Genomic DNA, 14,989 nt, shown 5'->3' with positions numbered 1-14,989 from the left:
TATCGGTCCCGGGCCGGCGGCCCGGCCCCTACTTCCAGATCCCGCCGGGTCTGAACACCCTGCCGCGGACGGCGTCGGCGACCTGGGGGAACCGCTTGCGGAGGCGGCCGTACTCGTCGGGGAAGGCCAGGCGGGCGCTCTTCATGACATCGCCGGCGAGCTCCCTGGCCTCGGTCTTGAGGGCGCGGCGCCGCCAGGCCTCGAACGCGTCCGCCTCCTCGGCGAGGAAGGGCGAGGGCAGCGGGTCGGCGCCCTCGGGCAGGTCGCCGGCCTGGATCCGCCAGGCGCGCCGCAGGTGGCGCGAGATGGTCCGGCCGCGGGCGTCGGTGGCGTAGGGGTACGGCGCCGCGGCCGGGAGCGAGCGCTCGTGCTCGACCAGCGCGGCGGCGTACTCGCGGCAGAGCGCGTCGATCGCGGTGCCCTCGGTCCGCAGGTGTGCGGTGGACGACGCCAGCCGGGTCGAGAGCTCGGTGGGAGCTGCGGTGTCGAACGCATGGAAGTGGAAGAGCCGGAGCCGGTCGGGGTGCCCCACGAAGCCGAACCCCTCGCCGTCGAGCATCAGCGGCCGCTCGTGGAGGTTGGTCACGCTGACGTTGTAGCCCCGGTGCTGCCAGGCGCCGGCGCGGAACATGACCGACCCGATGTCGCACCACTTCTGGTCGACGAACAGCCCGGAGAGCGGCTCCCACAGGCACTCGTCGACGAGGTGCCCCCACCACCAGTCGAGGAACGGCAGCGCCCTGCGGTCCACCGCGCAGAAGCCGAGGTTGTAGACGCCGACCGTGAGCAGGTGGGTCTCCTGGAGCTCCGCGTCCGGCGGCACCGGCTCCAGGAAGTGCGGGGTCAGCAGGATGCCGCCCTCGGTCGCCTCGAGCGCCGGCGAGAGCTCGGTCATCGGGCTGGTGACGTAGGTGTCGGGGTCGAGGTACGCCGCCTGGTCGGCGCCCTGGAGCAGCCCCTTGAGCAGCAGCGGCTTGACCGCCGTCGCGAACTCCACGAGGTCGTAGATCGTCGCCAGCCGCAGCACGTCGCGGTGGGGCAGCCCGAGCACGTCGGTGCCGACGACGTCCACGCCGTCCCGGCGCACGCCGGCGAGCTGCGCGGCATCCGGGGAGTCGATGACCAGGACCGTCAGCCGGGCCCCCGGGTGGTGCCGCTGCAGGGTGTCGGCGAGCGTGAGTGCCTTGGCGAGGTAGTTGGTCGACAAGATGGTGCAGTAGGCCATCCGCTGGTCCGGCACGGCTGCACAGTAACGGTCCGTCCACGTCGGCGTTGTCCTACCGTGCTCGACTCCATGGCCGGCTCCGCGGCGCTCACCGCCGAGCTGCGTTCGCTCTACCTCGACCTGACCAAGCGCAGCCTGACGGGCGCCCTGGCGGAGGACAACGACTCGATCCTCGGGGGCGTGCGGACCGCCGGCTCACCGTCCTTCAAGAAGCGGGTGGCCGCGGCCGTCGGCGACCTCGCGCAGAAGGCCAACCTGGAGATCGCCTACAAGAAGCCCTACGACCCGACGCTGCGCGAGAACGGCCTCGACTGGCCGTCCCGGGCGGAGTCGATGATCGGGCTGCGCCGGATGACCAACATCCAGGAGTGCATCGCGCAGATCGTCGCCGACGACGTGCCGGGCGATCTCATCGAGACCGGCGTCTGGCGCGGCGGTGCGTGCATCTTCATGAAGGCCAACCTGAGGGCGTGGGGCGACACGACGCGGACCGTGTGGCTGGCCGACTCGTTCGAGGGGCTGCCCGCCCCCGACGCCGCGCGCTACCCGGCCGACGCGGGCGACCGGCTGCACGAGCAGACCGGTCTCGCCGTCGGTGCCGACCAGGTGCGCCACAACTTCGAGCGCTACGGGCTGCTCGACGACCGCGTGCGGTTCCTGGTGGGCTGGTTCAAGGACACGCTCCCGACGGCACCGGTCGAGCGGCTCGCCCTGATGCGCCTCGACGGCGACATGTACGAGTCGACCATCCAGGCGCTCGAGCCGCTCTACCCCAAGCTGTCCCCGGGTGGCTTCTGCATCATCGACGACTTCGGCAGCCACGCCTCGCAGGCCGGCCAGGCGGTGCACGACTACCGCGCCCGGCACGGGATCACCGACGAGATCGTCCAGATCGACGAGTTCGGCGCCTACTGGCGCAAGAGCTGAGGGGGCTAGTCGGGACGCCGGCGGCGCGTCGCCTCGACCCCGAAGTCGGAGCGCAGCCGGCCGCGCTCGAAGGCGTGCTGCAGCAGCGGCGACTGGTGGGACCAGTAGGTGAAGACCTCGACGTCGAACCGCTCCGCGAGCAGCGCCTCGATGGCCTGCTCGTCGCAACCCTGCCGGACCACGTGGTACTCGACCAGGTCGGACTCGGCGGTCTCGCTGTAGCCGCCGCGCAGCCGGCGTACCCGGGTCGCAAGCCCGCGCCGGTAGTTGCCCTGCGCGAGCCGCCAGGCGAAGTAGCCGCCCCGGCTGACCAGGTGTGAGGTCCGCGAGCGGCGAGGGTACCAGAGCGGGTCCTGGACGGTGAAGATCGCGCCGCCCACGGCCACCACGTCCTGCAGCCCGCGGAAGAACGCGAGGTAGTCGGGGATGTGGTGGACGACGCTGATGAGCACGGCGAGGTCCCAGCGTGCGGCCTGGTCGAGCAGGAACGTGCCGCTCTCGTCGTGCACGACCTGGACCCGCTCGTCGCCCGCGAACTCGTGGGCCAGGTGCTCGGCGCTGGCCTTGCTGGCCTCGGTGACGGTGACCGTGGCACCGGCCGCCAGAAGCGTGTGGGTGAAGGTGCCGTGACCCGCGCCGATCTCGAGCACCCGGCAGCCACCGGTGCGCGCGACCGCGTCGCGGACCAACCGGCTCAGCCGAGCCTCGATGTCGGCGCGCAGCCTCGGGTGCCGCAGGTGCGGCGAGCCCTTGACGTAGTCGTGGCCCTCGGCGTGCGCCTGGTCCTGCGCCCGCAGCACCTGCTCGTCCGGGAGCGGCACGTCGCTCATCAGCAGCGCCCCTTCGCCCGCTGGTCGCGGGCCCACGAGATGAACTCGTCGATGTCGGTGCCGCTGAGCAGTGGCACCGCCTCGAGCACCAGGTCGTCGGGCCAGTCCCACCACCGGATCTCGAGCAGCGCCGCGATCTGCTCCTCGCTGAACCGGTAGCGGATCACCTTGGCCGGGTTGCCGCCCACGATGGCGTAGGGCGGGACGTCCCTGTTGACCACCGCGCCCGACGCGATGATCGCGCCGTCTCCGATGGTGACGCCGCTGCGCACGAAGGTCCGCATGGTCAGCCAGACGTCGCTGCCGATGCGGGTGTCACCGGTCGGCACGGGGATGCCGTCCTGCCCCGCACCGGGCAGCTTGAAGCGCATCCGCAGCGGGAAGGTCGTGACCCGGTCGATCGCGTGCTCGCCGCCGAGCATCACGATCGCCTCCTCCGACAGGGCGGAGTAGGAGCCCACGACCAGCCTGGTCGTGTCGTGGTCGTAGCTCTTGATCACGGGGATGCCGTAGGTGTGCTGGCCGATCGTCATCCGGCCCTGCTTCACGAGCCGGCGCTGCTGGGCGAGGTTCGCCCCGATCACGGCGTCATGGGCGCGCCGCAGGGCGTGGCGCAGCCAGCGGAGGAAGGTCAGCACGGGACTTGCTCGCTCCTCGAGGGGTCGGGGTGGGCGCGGCGGAGGTAGGCACCCCACCACATGATCGCAACGACGGCCTGCCCCGCCGCGAGGAACCAGAACGCTCCCAGCGACCCGTCGACGAACGCGCCGACCACGGTCGCGCCGAGCGTGATCGCCGTGCCGGACACGTCGAGGGCGGTGGTGGTGCGCACGACCTTGAGCCCGAGCAGCGCCGACCGGACGCCGCTGATCAGCCCGAGCATCACCATCTGCACGCACGCCGGCCACAGCAGCCGCTCGGTCGGCGCCCACGTCGCGCCGAGCACCAGCCGGCCGAGGGCGTCGGGGAGCAGCAGCAGGACCACGGCGTTCGCGACCGCGGCGCCGGCGGTCAGGGCCGTCGTACGCCGCACGTGCCGCGCCACCGCCGCGGCCTCGGCCGGCATCCGCGACACCTCGGCGACCCCGGCCGCGATCGCCGCCGCCTGAAGCTGCGTGAACGGGCCCAGCAGCAGGAGCGCCCCCCGCACCGCGCCCAGCGCCCGCGACCCCGCGATGCCGACGATCGCGACCGAGACGCCGAGCGACGCGGCCTGCATCGACGCGAACGACAGCGCGTAGCGCCACGAGAACGGCCAGGTCTCCCGCAGCCAGCCGAGGCCCAGCCGGACGGGGGAACGACGGTAGGGCAGCGGCGTCAGCAGCCCGGCGACCGCGCCCGACCCGGCCCACGCGACCACGAAGACCACGAGGCTCTCCGAGCCCGAGACGAGCACGGCTCCGACCGCGACCACCAGCAGTCCGAGCCAGGTCAGGTCGAGCACCAGCGCCCGGCCGGGCCGGTGGGTCGCGAAGGCGAGGTAGCGGCCGAGGTCCTGCAGAAAGACCAGCGGGATGAAGACGCCCAGCGCCACCAGTCCGAGCCCGAGGTCGCGCTGCGCCAGCGAGGTGAGCAGGCCGACGGCGACCACCAGGACGGCGATGCCGGCCGAGAGCACCAGCCCGGTGCCGATCGCCTCGCCCGGGCGACTCTCCGCCTCCGCGGGCCGGACGAGGAGGGGCTCACCGACGAGGGCGCGCGCGGCTCCCTGCGTGGCGACGTAGGTGATGAGCACCAGCCCGAACCACCCGAAGTCGGACACCCCGAGGGCCCGGGCGGCCAGGACCGAGACGAGGACGTTGGACGCGCTGGAGATCGCCTGGTCGACGGTGATCGTCCGCAGCCGGCGGCCGGCCGAGGACGGCGCGCCGTCGCTCACGCTCACCTGCTCTCCCGTCGCCGTGGACACGGGGAGTCAACGGCCACCGGAGCCGGGTGTCACGCCGGGTCAGGGAAGCGCGGCGGCGAGCGCGTCGTAGACCTGCGCCCTGGTCGGCGCTCCGGAGGCCCGGACGACCTCGTGGCCCCGGGCGTCGAGCACCAGCGTGGTCGGGGTGCGCAGGATGCCCATCCGGCGTACGACGTCGAGGTGGTGCTCCGCGTCGACCTCGATGTGGATGACGCCCGGCACCTGCTCGGCGACGTCGGTCAGCACGCGGCGGGTCGCGCGGCACGGCGCGCAGAACGCCGAGGAGAACTGCAGCAGCGTGGCCCGCTCGCCGAGCTGCTCCTGCCACGGCGAGCCCTCCAAGGCCGAGGCCGGGCCCGCTCCGCTCGCCTCCTCCGCCCCGCGCACGGCGTGGGTGCCGCGGAACCGCCCGTTGCGCAGCGCCAGCGCGCCGCCGGCCGCGAGCGCGACCAGCACCGCGGCCAGCACGACGTACATCCCGCTGCTCACGTCGTGGTCAACCAGCGCCGGCGTCGAGTTCTTCCGCCGGCCCCTCGCCGCGGTGGAAGTAGGCGAGGTGGTCGGGCAGCTCGCGCACCAGCTCGGCCGGGTTGCCGCGGTAGAGCGCCTGCTCGGTGGTCAGCCTCGTCGTCACCACCGAGCCGGCCGAGATGATCGCGCGCGCCGGGACCCGGGTGCCGCTCTGCAGGATGCAGCCCGACATCACCGCGCAGTGGTCGCCGAGCACGACCGCGCCGGTGGTCTGCCGGTCGGTGACCAGGTTGAGGCTGTGGGTCAGGACCTGCGACGAGAACCCGGCGAGCGCCGCGTGCCGACCCAGCTCGACGCGGTCGGAGCAGTCGATCTCGTGGTTGTCGGTCACCTTCGCGCCGACGCCGAGGACGAGCACCGGCTCGCGGTCCGGCGAGTGCGGGAACACGTCCTTCGACAGCTCCGCGGCCTTGGGGAACGCGGTGATCGAGTTGCGGGTCGCGATGTTGCTGTCCTCGGCCATCCGCAGCTCGGACAGGCCGCGGATGTTGTTGCGCGGGCCGATGATCGCGCGCGGCCCCATGCTCACGTGGCCGACGCGGATCAGGCTCCGGCCGAGGTACGCCGTGGGGTGGATGTCCCAGCCGAGGGCGACCCTGGCGACCCGCCTCGCCAGGGGCGAGGGCAGGTAGCAGACCAGGAGCGCCCAGAGGAGCTGCACCCGGGGATCGTAGCCATCTGGAATCCGGCTCGTTTGCGGTTCGTGAGCAGCGAGACGACCACCGTGCGCCAGACCGTCAGCGACTTCCTGGTGCGCGTCAAGAAGGGGCGCGACGACCTGCCCGACGACCTCGCACTCTTCGGCGACGGCCTCGCGCTCGACTCGCTCGAGGCCGCCGAGCTGTCCGTCGTGCTGGAGGACACCTACGGCCGCGACCCGTTCTCGGCGGGCGGCGACCTCCCCCAGACCGTGGGCGACGTGCTGGCGTTCTACGAGGCCGCCACGACGCCATGATCGAGCTGCTCCGCGCGGCCGCGGAGGAGGCACCCCACCGCGTGGCGCTGGCCAGCGCGGCCGGCGTGACGACGTACGCCGAGCTGGTGGCCCGCGCCGAGACCGCGGCGGCCGAGCTCCGCGCCCGCGGCGTACGCCGCCTCGCCGTGCTCGACCCCGACCACGCGACGGTCTGGGCGCTGCTGGCCGCCTGCTCGCTCGCGCAGGTCGAGTCGTGCGTCTACCCCGTGGCCGCCACCGAGGAGACCGTGGCCGAGCTGCGCGAGCGCCTCGACCACGACCTGCTGGCCACCACGCGCGAGCTGCCCGGCCCGGGGCTGCTGTGCCCCGACGAGCTGTGGGCCGGCGCAGAGCGGGAGGACGGTCCGGTGCCCGACGGGCCGCGGCCGCTGCTGGTGCTGACCTCCGGCACCACCAGCGGCCGCCCCCAGGCCGCGAGGCACGACTGGTCGCGGATCCTGCGGGTCGCCCTCCGCATCCGCCCCACCCCCGAGCAGCGGTGGCTGCTGGCCTACGCGCCCAACCAGTTCGCCGGGCTGCAGATGCTGCTGCACGTCGCAGCGGCCCGCGCCACGCTGGCCGCCGGCCGCTCGTTCCAGCCGCGCGACGGGCTCGAGGCGATGCGCCGGTTCGGGGTCACCCACGCCAGCGGCACGCCGACGTTCTGGCGCTTCCTGCTCGCCGAGCTGCGCACCGACGGCGAGCCGCCCCCGCCGCTCGAGCAGGTGACGCTCGGCGGCGAGGCGGTGCCGTCGGCGGTGGTCGAGGCGCTGCGCGCGACGTTCTCGCGGGCGCGGATCTCGCAGCTTTACGCCGCGACCGAGATGGGGCTCAGCATCAGCGTCAGGGACGGCGAGGTCGGGCTGCCGCTCAGCGTGCTCGACGAGACCGACGGCGAGGCCGAGCTCCGCATCCTCGATGGCGAGCTGTGGGTGCGCTCGCGCTCCTCGATGCTCGGCTACTACGGCGACGAGCCCGTGCCCGACGACGGCTGGCGCGCCACCGGCGACCTCGTCGAGGTGGTCGGCGACCGGATCCACTTCCGGGGCCGGGCGACGGAGGTCATCAACGTCGGCGGCGTGAAGGTGCACCCGCTGCCCATCGAGGAGCGCGTCGCCCGCGTGCCCGGTGTCGCCCTCGCCCACGCGCACGGCCGGCCGAATGCGCTCGTCGGCCAGGTGGTCGCGCTCGACGTCGTGCTCGGCGGCGGTGCCGACGCCGACGCGGTCGACGCCGCGATCCGCGAGGAGTTCGCCGGCGACCCGCCCGCGCACCGGCCGCGGAGCATCACGTTCGTCGAGAGCATCGACACCCACGGCGGCAAGCTGCTGCGAGGCAGGACGTCATGACCGACCCCACGACCGGCCGCGTCGTCATCGTCACCGGCGGGAGCCGCGGCCTCGGGGCCGGGATCGTGCAGTCCTACCTCGACTCCGGCGACCGGGTCGCGACGTGCGCCCGCTCGCGCACCGACGAGGTGGCGCGCTGGGAGTCGGAGGCGGCCGACCGGTTCCTCTTCCAGGAGGTCGACCTGGCCGACCGTGCTGCGTGCGCGTCGTTCGTCAAGGCCGTCGTCGAGCGCTGGGGCGGCGTCGACGTGCTGGTCAACAACGCGGGCGTGGCCCGCGACGGAGTCATCGCGCTCGCGGACGACGACGACGTCGACACGGTCGTCGACCTCAACCTCAAGGGCACGCTGCAGATGACCAAGCTCGTGGTCCGCCGGATGCTGTCGGGCGGCCACGGTCACATCGTCAACATCTCCTCGATCGTCGGCCTGTCGGGCTACCGCGGCCTGGTCGTCTACAGCGCGACCAAGGCCGCCCTCGACGGCATGACCCGCGCGCTGGCGCGCGAGCTGGGGTCGCGCGGCATCACGGTCAACTCCGTCGCGCCCGGCTACCTGCGCACCGAGATGTCGCACGGCCTCGACGAGGACCAGCTCGACCAGATCGTGCGTCGTACGCCGGCCGGCCGGCTCGGCGAGCCGGCGGACATCGCGCGGGTGGTGCAGTTCCTCACCGCGCCCGGCCAGGACTACCTCACCGGTCAGGTGATCGTCGCCGACGGCGGTCTCACGGCCTGAGGGGTGGCGCTCAGCCAAGACCAGATCAGCGCAAAGGCGCCCATCCGGCCGCGTTTCACGCGTGAAACAAGACCGATCCGGCGCATTCGCGCCGAATCGGGCTTCACACGTCTAGCCGACCTTGACGGCCGTCACCAGCCCGTAGCCGAGGGTGCCGTCGTCCCAGAACGCACGCAGGATGTCGCAGGACTCGTCGAACTGGTCGACGCTCTCGGCGCCGAGGATCGCGGTGACCTCGTCGCGATGGGCGGCGACGTTGTCCTGCCAGCGGTCGAACGTCGGCCGCGTCTCGGTGGTGACGTCCTCGGTCTGCACGTCGGTCAGGCCGGCCGCCTCGGCGTACGACGCGTAGTCGGCCAGCGGGTCCATCCGCGCCGACCCGAACGCCGCGCGCAGCACCCCGAACTCCCGGGTCCGCTGCCGCAGCTCGAGGAACGGGATCTCGCGGCGCCGCACCAGGTCGCACAGCACCAGCCGGCCGCCCGGACGCAGCACCCGGGCGCACTCGGCGAGCAGCCGCTCGCGCTCGGGCATCAGGTGCGACGACTCCATCACCCAGACCCGGTCGAACGACGCGTCGGGCAGCTGGTTGTCGGTGCCGTCGCGCACCTCGAACGTGGCACCGGGCAGGCCGGCGCGGCGCGCCCGCCCGGTCGCCGCGGCGACCCCGACCGCGCTCGTGGTGATGCCGAGCACCTCGACCCCGAGGTCGGCGGCCAGGCGGCACGCCGGCGCGCCGGTGCCGCAGCCGACGTCGAGCACCCGCTGGCCAGGCTCGAACCGCGCGTTGTCGATCATCCGCGAGGTGAGCGCCGCGGTGGCCGCGGGCAGGTCCTCGTCGCCGGTCGCGAAGTAGCCGTAGTGCAGCTCGTCCCCGAGCAGCAGCCCCCACGCGGCGGTCACCCGGTCGTAGTGGGCCGCCGGCTCGTAGTCCTCGCTCATGGTGGCCGGAGCCTAGGCCATGGCTGTCAATCCATGGCGGCGCCGGACGCCAGCCGCATCCACCAGCAATGGAGAGTCGGCGAGAGGGGTCAGGGCGTGACGGGGAGCTCGACGCGGAAGATGCTGCCGTGTCCGTGGATGCTGTCCACCTCCACGTGCCCACCGTGCGCCTCCACGATCGCGCGCACGATGCTGAGCCCGAGGCCCGCGCCCGGGATCTGGCGCTGGGTGGCCTGGGCGCCGCGGAAGAACCGCCGGAAGAGCCGCTCGTGCTCCTCGGGGGCGACGCCGATCCCGGTGTCCGACACCGAGAGCTCGACGACCTTCCCGCGCTGCCGCAGGCGCACCAGGATCGACCCGCCGGGCTCGGTGTACTTCACGGCGTTGCTCAGCAGGTTGTCGACGACCTGCCGCAGCCGGTGTGCGTCGACCTTCGCGACCAGCGGCTCCTCGGGCACGTGCGCGTCGAGGGTGAGCCGGGCGCGGTGCGCGGACGGTCGCAGCGCGTCGGCCGCCTCGACCACCATCTCACCGAGGTCGACCGGCAGCCGGTGCAGCTCCAGGCGACCGTCGGTCATCTGGGCGACGAGCAGGAGGTCGGCGACCAGCTCGCGCAGGCGTACGGCGTTGCGCTCGACGACGTGGAGCCGCTCCCGGGCGTCCTCGCTCAGGTCCGGCGAGTCCGACACCAGCTCGAGGTTGCCGAGCACGGAGGTGAGCGGGGTGCGGAGCTCGTGCGACACCGCGGCCACGAACTGGTCCTTCGCGGCCAGCGCCCGCGCGAGGTCGGTGACGTCGGCGTAGGCCAGCACAGCGCCGGAGAACTCGCCCCCGTCGCCCCGCACCGACCGGGCCGACACCGACAGCGCGCGCTGGGTGACCGGGTCGGCGCCGACCCAGATGATCACCTCGTCGAACTCCTCGCCCTGCGCCGCCCTCGTGGAGGGGAGCTCGTCTGCGGCGAGCTGGCGCCCGCCCTCGGCGAACAGGTCGCCGGGCTTCCCGGCCATGTCCTCGCTGCCCTCGGGATGCGCGAGGTCGATGAACTGCTGGTGGCGGCGGTTCGCGACCACGACGCCGCGGTCGGAGTCGAGCACGGCGACGCCCACGTCGACGGAGTCGAGGATCGCCTCGAGGTAGCGCCGCTGGCGATCGAGCGCGCGCGACGTCTCGGCCAGCCGCTCGGCGTACTCGTGCGCCTCGGTGACGTCGAGGATCTGGGAGATGAAGTGGATCGGCGTCCCGTCGGGCGAGCGCAGCAGCGCCACCGACAGGTCGCCGTGCACCACGTGGCCGTCGGCGTGGAGGTAGCGCTTGCGCAGGCGGTACGACGAGCGGTGGCCCGCCAGTGTCGCCTCCAGGAGGGCCAGGTCCTCGGCGAGGTCGTCGGGATGGGTGATCTGCTGGAAGGTCAGCGCGCGCATCTCGGCCTCGCTGTAGCCGAGCATGTCGCAGAGCGCCTGGTTGGCGCTCAGGAGCCGGCCGTCAGGGGCGACCAGCGTCGTGCCGACCGGCGAGTGTTCGACGGTGAGCTGCCACAGCTGCTCCCCGCCGGCGACCTGCGTCGTCACGATCTCTCGCCTCCTTGCGACCCCGACCGCCCGAGCGTCGGGTCCACGGTCGCAGACAGCGGCCCGTTGCGGGCCGAAATCGCCGACACCGTGACCGCGTCGCGACCCGGCGCAGGGCTGGGCGGGGCGGGCTCAGCCGCCCGCGAACGGCGGCAGGAACTCCACGGCCGCCCCGGGCTCGATGACGTACGACGCGGGGTCGGCCCGGCCGACCGGCTGGTCACCGACCAGCGTCGAGCAGGCGGCGAGCACCTCGGCCAGGCGGGTCCCGGGGTGCAGAGCGGCCGCCGCAGCCCGCACCTCGGCCAGCGTGGCCGGCCCGGTCACCGGCAGGTCATCGGCGTCCGTGCCGGCCGCAGCCTTGGCGGCGGCCCAGTAGCGGACCCGGATGACGCTCGTCTCAGCCACGGTCGAGTTCCTTCACAGTGAGGTCGGGTGTACCTAAACTTCTCAGACAACTCGGAAGAACCGGAGCCCAGCGCCGTGCCTCGGTCCCACTCCGCTCCCTCGGAGAGGCCTGGTGTCCAGATGAGCGTCCTGCTGCTGCTGACCAACGCGCTGCAGCCCTCGGCCGAGGTGCTGCCCGGGCTGGCCCTGCTCGGCCACCAGGTCAAGATCCTGCCCGCCGAGGGCAGCGCGCTGCTCGAGGCCCCCGAGTCCGACCTCCTGCTCGTCGACGGGCGCCAGGACCTCGCCCACGCCCGCGACCTGTGCCGGCTGATCCGCACGACCGGCACCGACGTCCCGGTGCTCCTCGTGGCGACCGAGGGCGGCCTGTCCGTCGTCACCCATGACTGGGGCATGGACGACGTCCTGCTCCACACCTGCGGGCCGGCCGAGCTCGAGGCGCGGATCAAGCTCGCCATCGGGCGGCTGACCGCCCAGCGCGAGGCGGCCGACCCCGACGCCCACGTGATCCGCTCCGGCGAGGTGATCGTCGACGACGCGACGTACACCGCCAAGATCGGCAAGCGCCACCTCGACCTCACCTTCAAGGAGTTCGAGCTGCTGAAGTTCCTGGCGCAGCACCCGGGCCGGGTGTTCAGCCGCCAGCAGCTGCTCCAGGAGGTGTGGGGCTACGACTACTTCGGCGGCACCCGCACGGTCGACGTGCACGTGCGCAGGCTGCGGGCCAAGCTCGGCCCCGACAACGAGACGCTGATCGGCACGGTGCGCAACGTCGGCTACCGGTTCGTGATCCCGGCGAAGGAGACGACGAACTCCGTCGCGGAGGTCGCCGAGGTCGCCGAGGTCGCCGAGGCCTCGGAGCACAGCACCGCGTAGTTCGCCTAGGGTCGGCGGCGTGGTGACCCGGATCGACGACGGCAGGTCCGAAGGCACGGCCGACGGCACGGCGGGCGACTGGCGCGGCGTCCTCGAGGCGGTGCGCGCGGCGGTCCGCGACGCGGGCGAGCAGGACCCTCTCGACGAGGCCGCCCAGCTGCGGGTGAAGAACCACGGGCTGGCCGGCAGCACGCTCTGGCTGGCCGGCGAGGACGGGTTCGCCGTCGCGCACGACGGCGGTGTCGACCTCGCGGTCGCCCCCGCTGCCCGGGGGCGCGGGCTGGGCCGCGAGCTGGCCGCCGAGGCGCTGGCGGGCGACGCCGCGGTGACCGCGTGGTCGCACAACGACCACCCCGCCGCCGCGGCCCTCGCCGCGAGGCACGGGCTGCGCCGCGCCCGCGAGCTGTGGGTCATGCGGCGCCCGACCAGCGAGCCGCTGCCCGACCTCGTCGTGCCCGACGGCGTCACCGTGCGCGGCTACCGCGACGACGACCGCGACGAGGTGCTGCGGGTCAACGGCGCGGCGTTCGCACACCACCCCGAGCAGGGGTCGCTGGACGCCGAGGGGCTCGCGGCCCGGATGGCCGAGCCGTGGTTCGACCCGGCCGGGCTGCTGGTCGCCGACTCGGGTGACGGGCTGCGGGGGTTCCACTGGACCAAGCAGCACAGCAGCGACCTCGGGGAGGTGTACGTCGTCGCGATCGACCCGGCCGCGCAGGGGCAGGGCCTCGGGCGGGTGCTGACCCTCGCCGGGCTCGAGCACCTGCGCGGGCAGGGCGCGGCCGAGGTGCTGCTCTACGTCGAGTCCGACAACGCCCCGGCGGTGCACGTCTACGCGGGGCTCGGCTTCACGCACGCCGACGCGGACACCCACGTGCAGTACCGCCGCCCCTGACGCCGCGTCGCCCGGAACTCGTCACCCCGGCGCGGCTGCGTCGTTAGCCTCGATGTGATGAGCTCGGCGACCTCCGACGCGGAGCGGACACCCTCCGACCCCGCGGAGGCACCGTCCGCCGGCGGGTCGCGCCTGCGTCGCTGGCGCCGTCACCAGGAGCAGGCCGAGCCGCCGCAGCTCGGCGAGCTCGACGAGAGCCAGGCCACCGAGGTGGTCCGCCGCTCGGCCGAGATCTCCCGCGACACCACTGACGACACCACTGACGAGGGCACGGACGTCGAGGCCGTCAGCGCGGAGACCGCCGAGATCGACGAACCCAGCGACGAGGGCGTCGTCATCGAGGTCCAGCGCTGGGCCGAGCCCGCGCCCACGGCCGAGGAGCTCGCCGAGCTCGAGGCGCGACGCGAGGCTGCCGAGGCCGCCGCTGCGGCCGCCACCGAGCGGGTGATCGCCCAGGCCCTCGCCAACGGCATGACCGACCCCGACGAGCTCCCCCAGGTGCGCCGCGGGCTGCTGCGCCGCAAGACCGGCTACTACTCGCCGGCACCGGCCCGTCCCCACGTCGACACCGCGGCCGCCGAGGCCGCGGCCGCGCGTGCGCAGGAGCTCACGCTGCCGCGCAAGGTGCGCCGCGAGATCGAGCGCGCGACCCGGGAGATGACCGAGGCCGCGGAGGCCGCGCACGCCGCCCGGGCCGCCGCCGAGCAGGCCGCCGTGCGGCACGCCGAGCAGACCGCGCGGGCCGAGGCAGCCGCCACCCAGGCGGCCAGGGGCCGCGAGGCCGCCGAGCAGGCCGCTCGTGAGCAGGCCGCCCGGGCTCGCAGCGAGGCGCAGCGGCGCGCCGTCGCCGAGCAGCTCGCCTCCGAGACCGCCGAGCAGATGGCCGTCGCGAACGCCGACCGGATCCGGGTCGAGCGCGAGGCACGGGAGGCGGCCGCCGCCGCCGAGGCCGCGCACCTCGCGCGGGGCGAGGCCGAGGAGGCCGCGCTGCGCGCGAGCCTCGAGCGCGAGGCCGCCGAGGCCCACGCCCGCGCCCAGGCCGAGGCAGCCGCCAAGGCGCTCGCCGACCGGTCCGCCGCCGAGGCCCGCGCCCAGGAGCTCGCCACCGCACTGGAGGAGGCTCGCGCCGCGCTGCTCGAGCAGACGCAGGCGACGGTCGCGGCCGAGCAGGCGCGCCGGGCCGCGCCGCCCGTCGTACCCCCCTCTCCGGCGGCGCCCGCGGCTCCCGTCGCCGTGACCGCGCCACCCGCGAAGCCCGCCCCCAAGCCGGCGGCGCCCCGCATCCAGCCCGAGGGGGTGCCGGAGCTCGTGGAGTTCCGCTCGCCCAGCAGCTCGGCGGTCATCACGGTGCTGCTCGGTCTGGCGGCGCTCGCGTCCGCCGCGACCGCGGTCTACGAGGCCTACCTCGACCAGCTCACGACCACACCGGGCATCGTCGCCAGCGCGGTCACCCTCGTCCTGGTGGTCGTGGTCGGCCGCTCCAAGGGCTCCGCCGGCCAGGTGTGGCTGGAACACGGTGTCGTGCACGTCGACGAGGGCGACAGCCACCGCCGGTTCGACCTCACCACCCCCAACACCAAGGTCGAGATGGTCGGCCGGCCGGGCGAGCGGCGCTGGAAGGTGCTGTTCCTGCGCAAGGGCATGGCGCCGTACGAGATCGACTCCCGGCTCGTCGACCCGCAGCCGTTCGTCGAGGCGATCACGCCCTGGCGCCCTGGTCTGGGTGGCAGCTGAGCGGTCCGGCGTCTTGCGTCGAGTGACCCACTTCGCAGGTCTGGAGCGCTCCCACACCTGCAGATCCGGTCACTCGACGGCAAATGACCGGGCCCAGGCC

At 73.8% G+C, this 14,989-nt stretch carries 16 protein-coding genes; 7 read left to right on the top strand and 9 right to left on the bottom strand.

From position 1 onward, the window contains the following. Window positions 1–28 precede the first annotated feature (28 nt). Window positions 29–1,240: a hypothetical protein gene (locus G514_RS0101115; protein ID WP_028650256.1), complete on the bottom strand. Its 1,212-nt coding sequence runs from the start codon at window positions 1,238–1,240 to the stop codon at window positions 29–31. 54 nt (window positions 1,241–1,294) lie between these two features. Between G514_RS0101115 and G514_RS0101110 the strand changes: the two genes are divergently transcribed. Continuing rightward, window positions 1,295–2,152 carry a TylF/MycF family methyltransferase gene (locus tag G514_RS0101110; RefSeq protein ID WP_028650255.1) on the top strand — a complete coding sequence of 286 codons (858 nt, stop codon included), beginning with the start codon at window positions 1,295–1,297 and terminating at the stop codon, window positions 2,150–2,152. A gap of 5 nt (window positions 2,153–2,157) precedes the next feature. On the opposite strand, the gene G514_RS0101105 is transcribed toward G514_RS0101110, so the two are convergent. From G514_RS0101105 to G514_RS0101080, 5 genes are all read right to left on the bottom strand, one after another. Continuing rightward, window positions 2,158–2,982, bottom strand: coding sequence for a class I SAM-dependent methyltransferase (locus G514_RS0101105; protein WP_084151724.1), 825 nt, complete (start codon window positions 2,980–2,982; stop codon window positions 2,158–2,160). Then, entirely contained in the window at window positions 2,982–3,620 is a 639-nt protein-coding gene (locus G514_RS31255) for a CatB-related O-acetyltransferase (protein WP_281167590.1), read from the bottom strand. The genes G514_RS0101105 and G514_RS31255 overlap by 1 nt, the downstream gene beginning before the upstream one ends. Beyond that, complete coding sequence (locus G514_RS24170) at window positions 3,614–4,861, bottom strand: MATE family efflux transporter (RefSeq protein WP_157544541.1); 1,248 nt, start codon at window positions 4,859–4,861, stop codon at window positions 3,614–3,616. The genes G514_RS31255 and G514_RS24170 overlap by 7 nt, the downstream gene beginning before the upstream one ends. Window positions 4,862–4,930: 69 nt before the next feature. Then, window positions 4,931–5,380 (bottom strand): TlpA family protein disulfide reductase, encoded by a 450-nt coding sequence (locus tag G514_RS0101085; protein WP_028650253.1) that lies wholly within the window; start codon window positions 5,378–5,380, stop codon window positions 4,931–4,933. Window positions 5,381–5,387: 7 nt separating this feature from the next. Continuing rightward, window positions 5,388–6,083: an acyltransferase gene (locus G514_RS0101080; protein ID WP_028650252.1), complete on the bottom strand. Its 696-nt coding sequence runs from the start codon at window positions 6,081–6,083 to the stop codon at window positions 5,388–5,390. A 42-nt stretch (window positions 6,084–6,125) separates the two neighbouring features. Here G514_RS0101080 and G514_RS24165 point away from each other — a divergent pair, with 42 nt between their 5' ends. The 3 genes from G514_RS24165 to G514_RS0101065 are packed head-to-tail and all read left to right on the top strand — an operon-like array spanning window position 6,126 to window position 8,463. Next, entirely contained in the window at window positions 6,126–6,377 is a 252-nt protein-coding gene (locus tag G514_RS24165) for an acyl carrier protein (protein WP_036563167.1), read from the top strand. Continuing rightward, window positions 6,374–7,726 carry a class I adenylate-forming enzyme family protein gene (locus tag G514_RS0101070; RefSeq protein ID WP_028650251.1) on the top strand — a complete coding sequence of 451 codons (1,353 nt, stop codon included), beginning with the start codon at window positions 6,374–6,376 and terminating at the stop codon, window positions 7,724–7,726. Before G514_RS24165 ends, G514_RS0101070 begins: the two co-directional genes overlap by 4 nt. Beyond that, window positions 7,723–8,463, top strand: a complete 741-nt coding sequence (locus G514_RS0101065; protein WP_028650250.1) for an SDR family NAD(P)-dependent oxidoreductase — start codon at window positions 7,723–7,725, stop codon at window positions 8,461–8,463. The genes G514_RS0101070 and G514_RS0101065 overlap by 4 nt, the downstream gene beginning before the upstream one ends. Before the next feature lie 111 nt (window positions 8,464–8,574). Here the strand turns inward: G514_RS0101065 and G514_RS28835 are convergent, their stop codons facing one another. The 3 genes from G514_RS28835 to G514_RS0101050 form a co-directional block, all read right to left on the bottom strand. Further along, window positions 8,575–9,405, bottom strand: a complete 831-nt coding sequence (locus G514_RS28835) for an SAM-dependent methyltransferase (protein ID WP_051246411.1) — start codon at window positions 9,403–9,405, stop codon at window positions 8,575–8,577. Window positions 9,406–9,494: 89 nt separating this feature from the next. After that, a complete protein-coding gene (locus G514_RS24155; RefSeq protein WP_051246407.1) occupies window positions 9,495–10,976 on the bottom strand; it encodes a sensor histidine kinase in 1,482 nt (493 codons plus the stop codon). A 132-nt stretch (window positions 10,977–11,108) separates the two neighbouring features. After that, a complete protein-coding gene (locus G514_RS0101050; RefSeq protein ID WP_028650249.1) occupies window positions 11,109–11,384 on the bottom strand; it encodes a MoaD/ThiS family protein in 276 nt (91 codons plus the stop codon). A 120-nt stretch (window positions 11,385–11,504) separates the two neighbouring features. Between G514_RS0101050 and G514_RS24150 the strand changes: the two genes are divergently transcribed. From G514_RS24150 to G514_RS28830, 3 genes are read left to right on the top strand one after another with little or no spacing between them, the layout of a single operon-like run. Beyond that, complete coding sequence (locus G514_RS24150; protein WP_036563166.1) at window positions 11,505–12,260, top strand: response regulator transcription factor; 756 nt, start codon at window positions 11,505–11,507, stop codon at window positions 12,258–12,260. 19 nt (window positions 12,261–12,279) lie between these two features. Then, window positions 12,280–13,155, top strand: a complete 876-nt coding sequence (mshD, locus tag G514_RS24145) for a mycothiol synthase (protein WP_245582058.1) — start codon at window positions 12,280–12,282, stop codon at window positions 13,153–13,155. Between the two features lie 57 nt (window positions 13,156–13,212). After that, on the top strand, window positions 13,213–14,889 hold the full coding sequence (locus G514_RS28830; RefSeq protein ID WP_051246404.1) for a hypothetical protein: 1,677 nt from the start codon (window positions 13,213–13,215) through the stop codon (window positions 14,887–14,889). Window positions 14,890–14,989 lie beyond the last annotated feature (100 nt).

It is taken from the genome of Nocardioides halotolerans DSM 19273, assembly GCF_000422805.1.
GTDB lineage: Bacteria > Actinomycetota > Actinomycetes > Propionibacteriales > Nocardioidaceae > Nocardioides > Nocardioides halotolerans.
The sequence above is the reverse complement of the archived record's forward strand: the minus strand, read 5'-3'. Positions and strand labels throughout refer to the sequence as shown.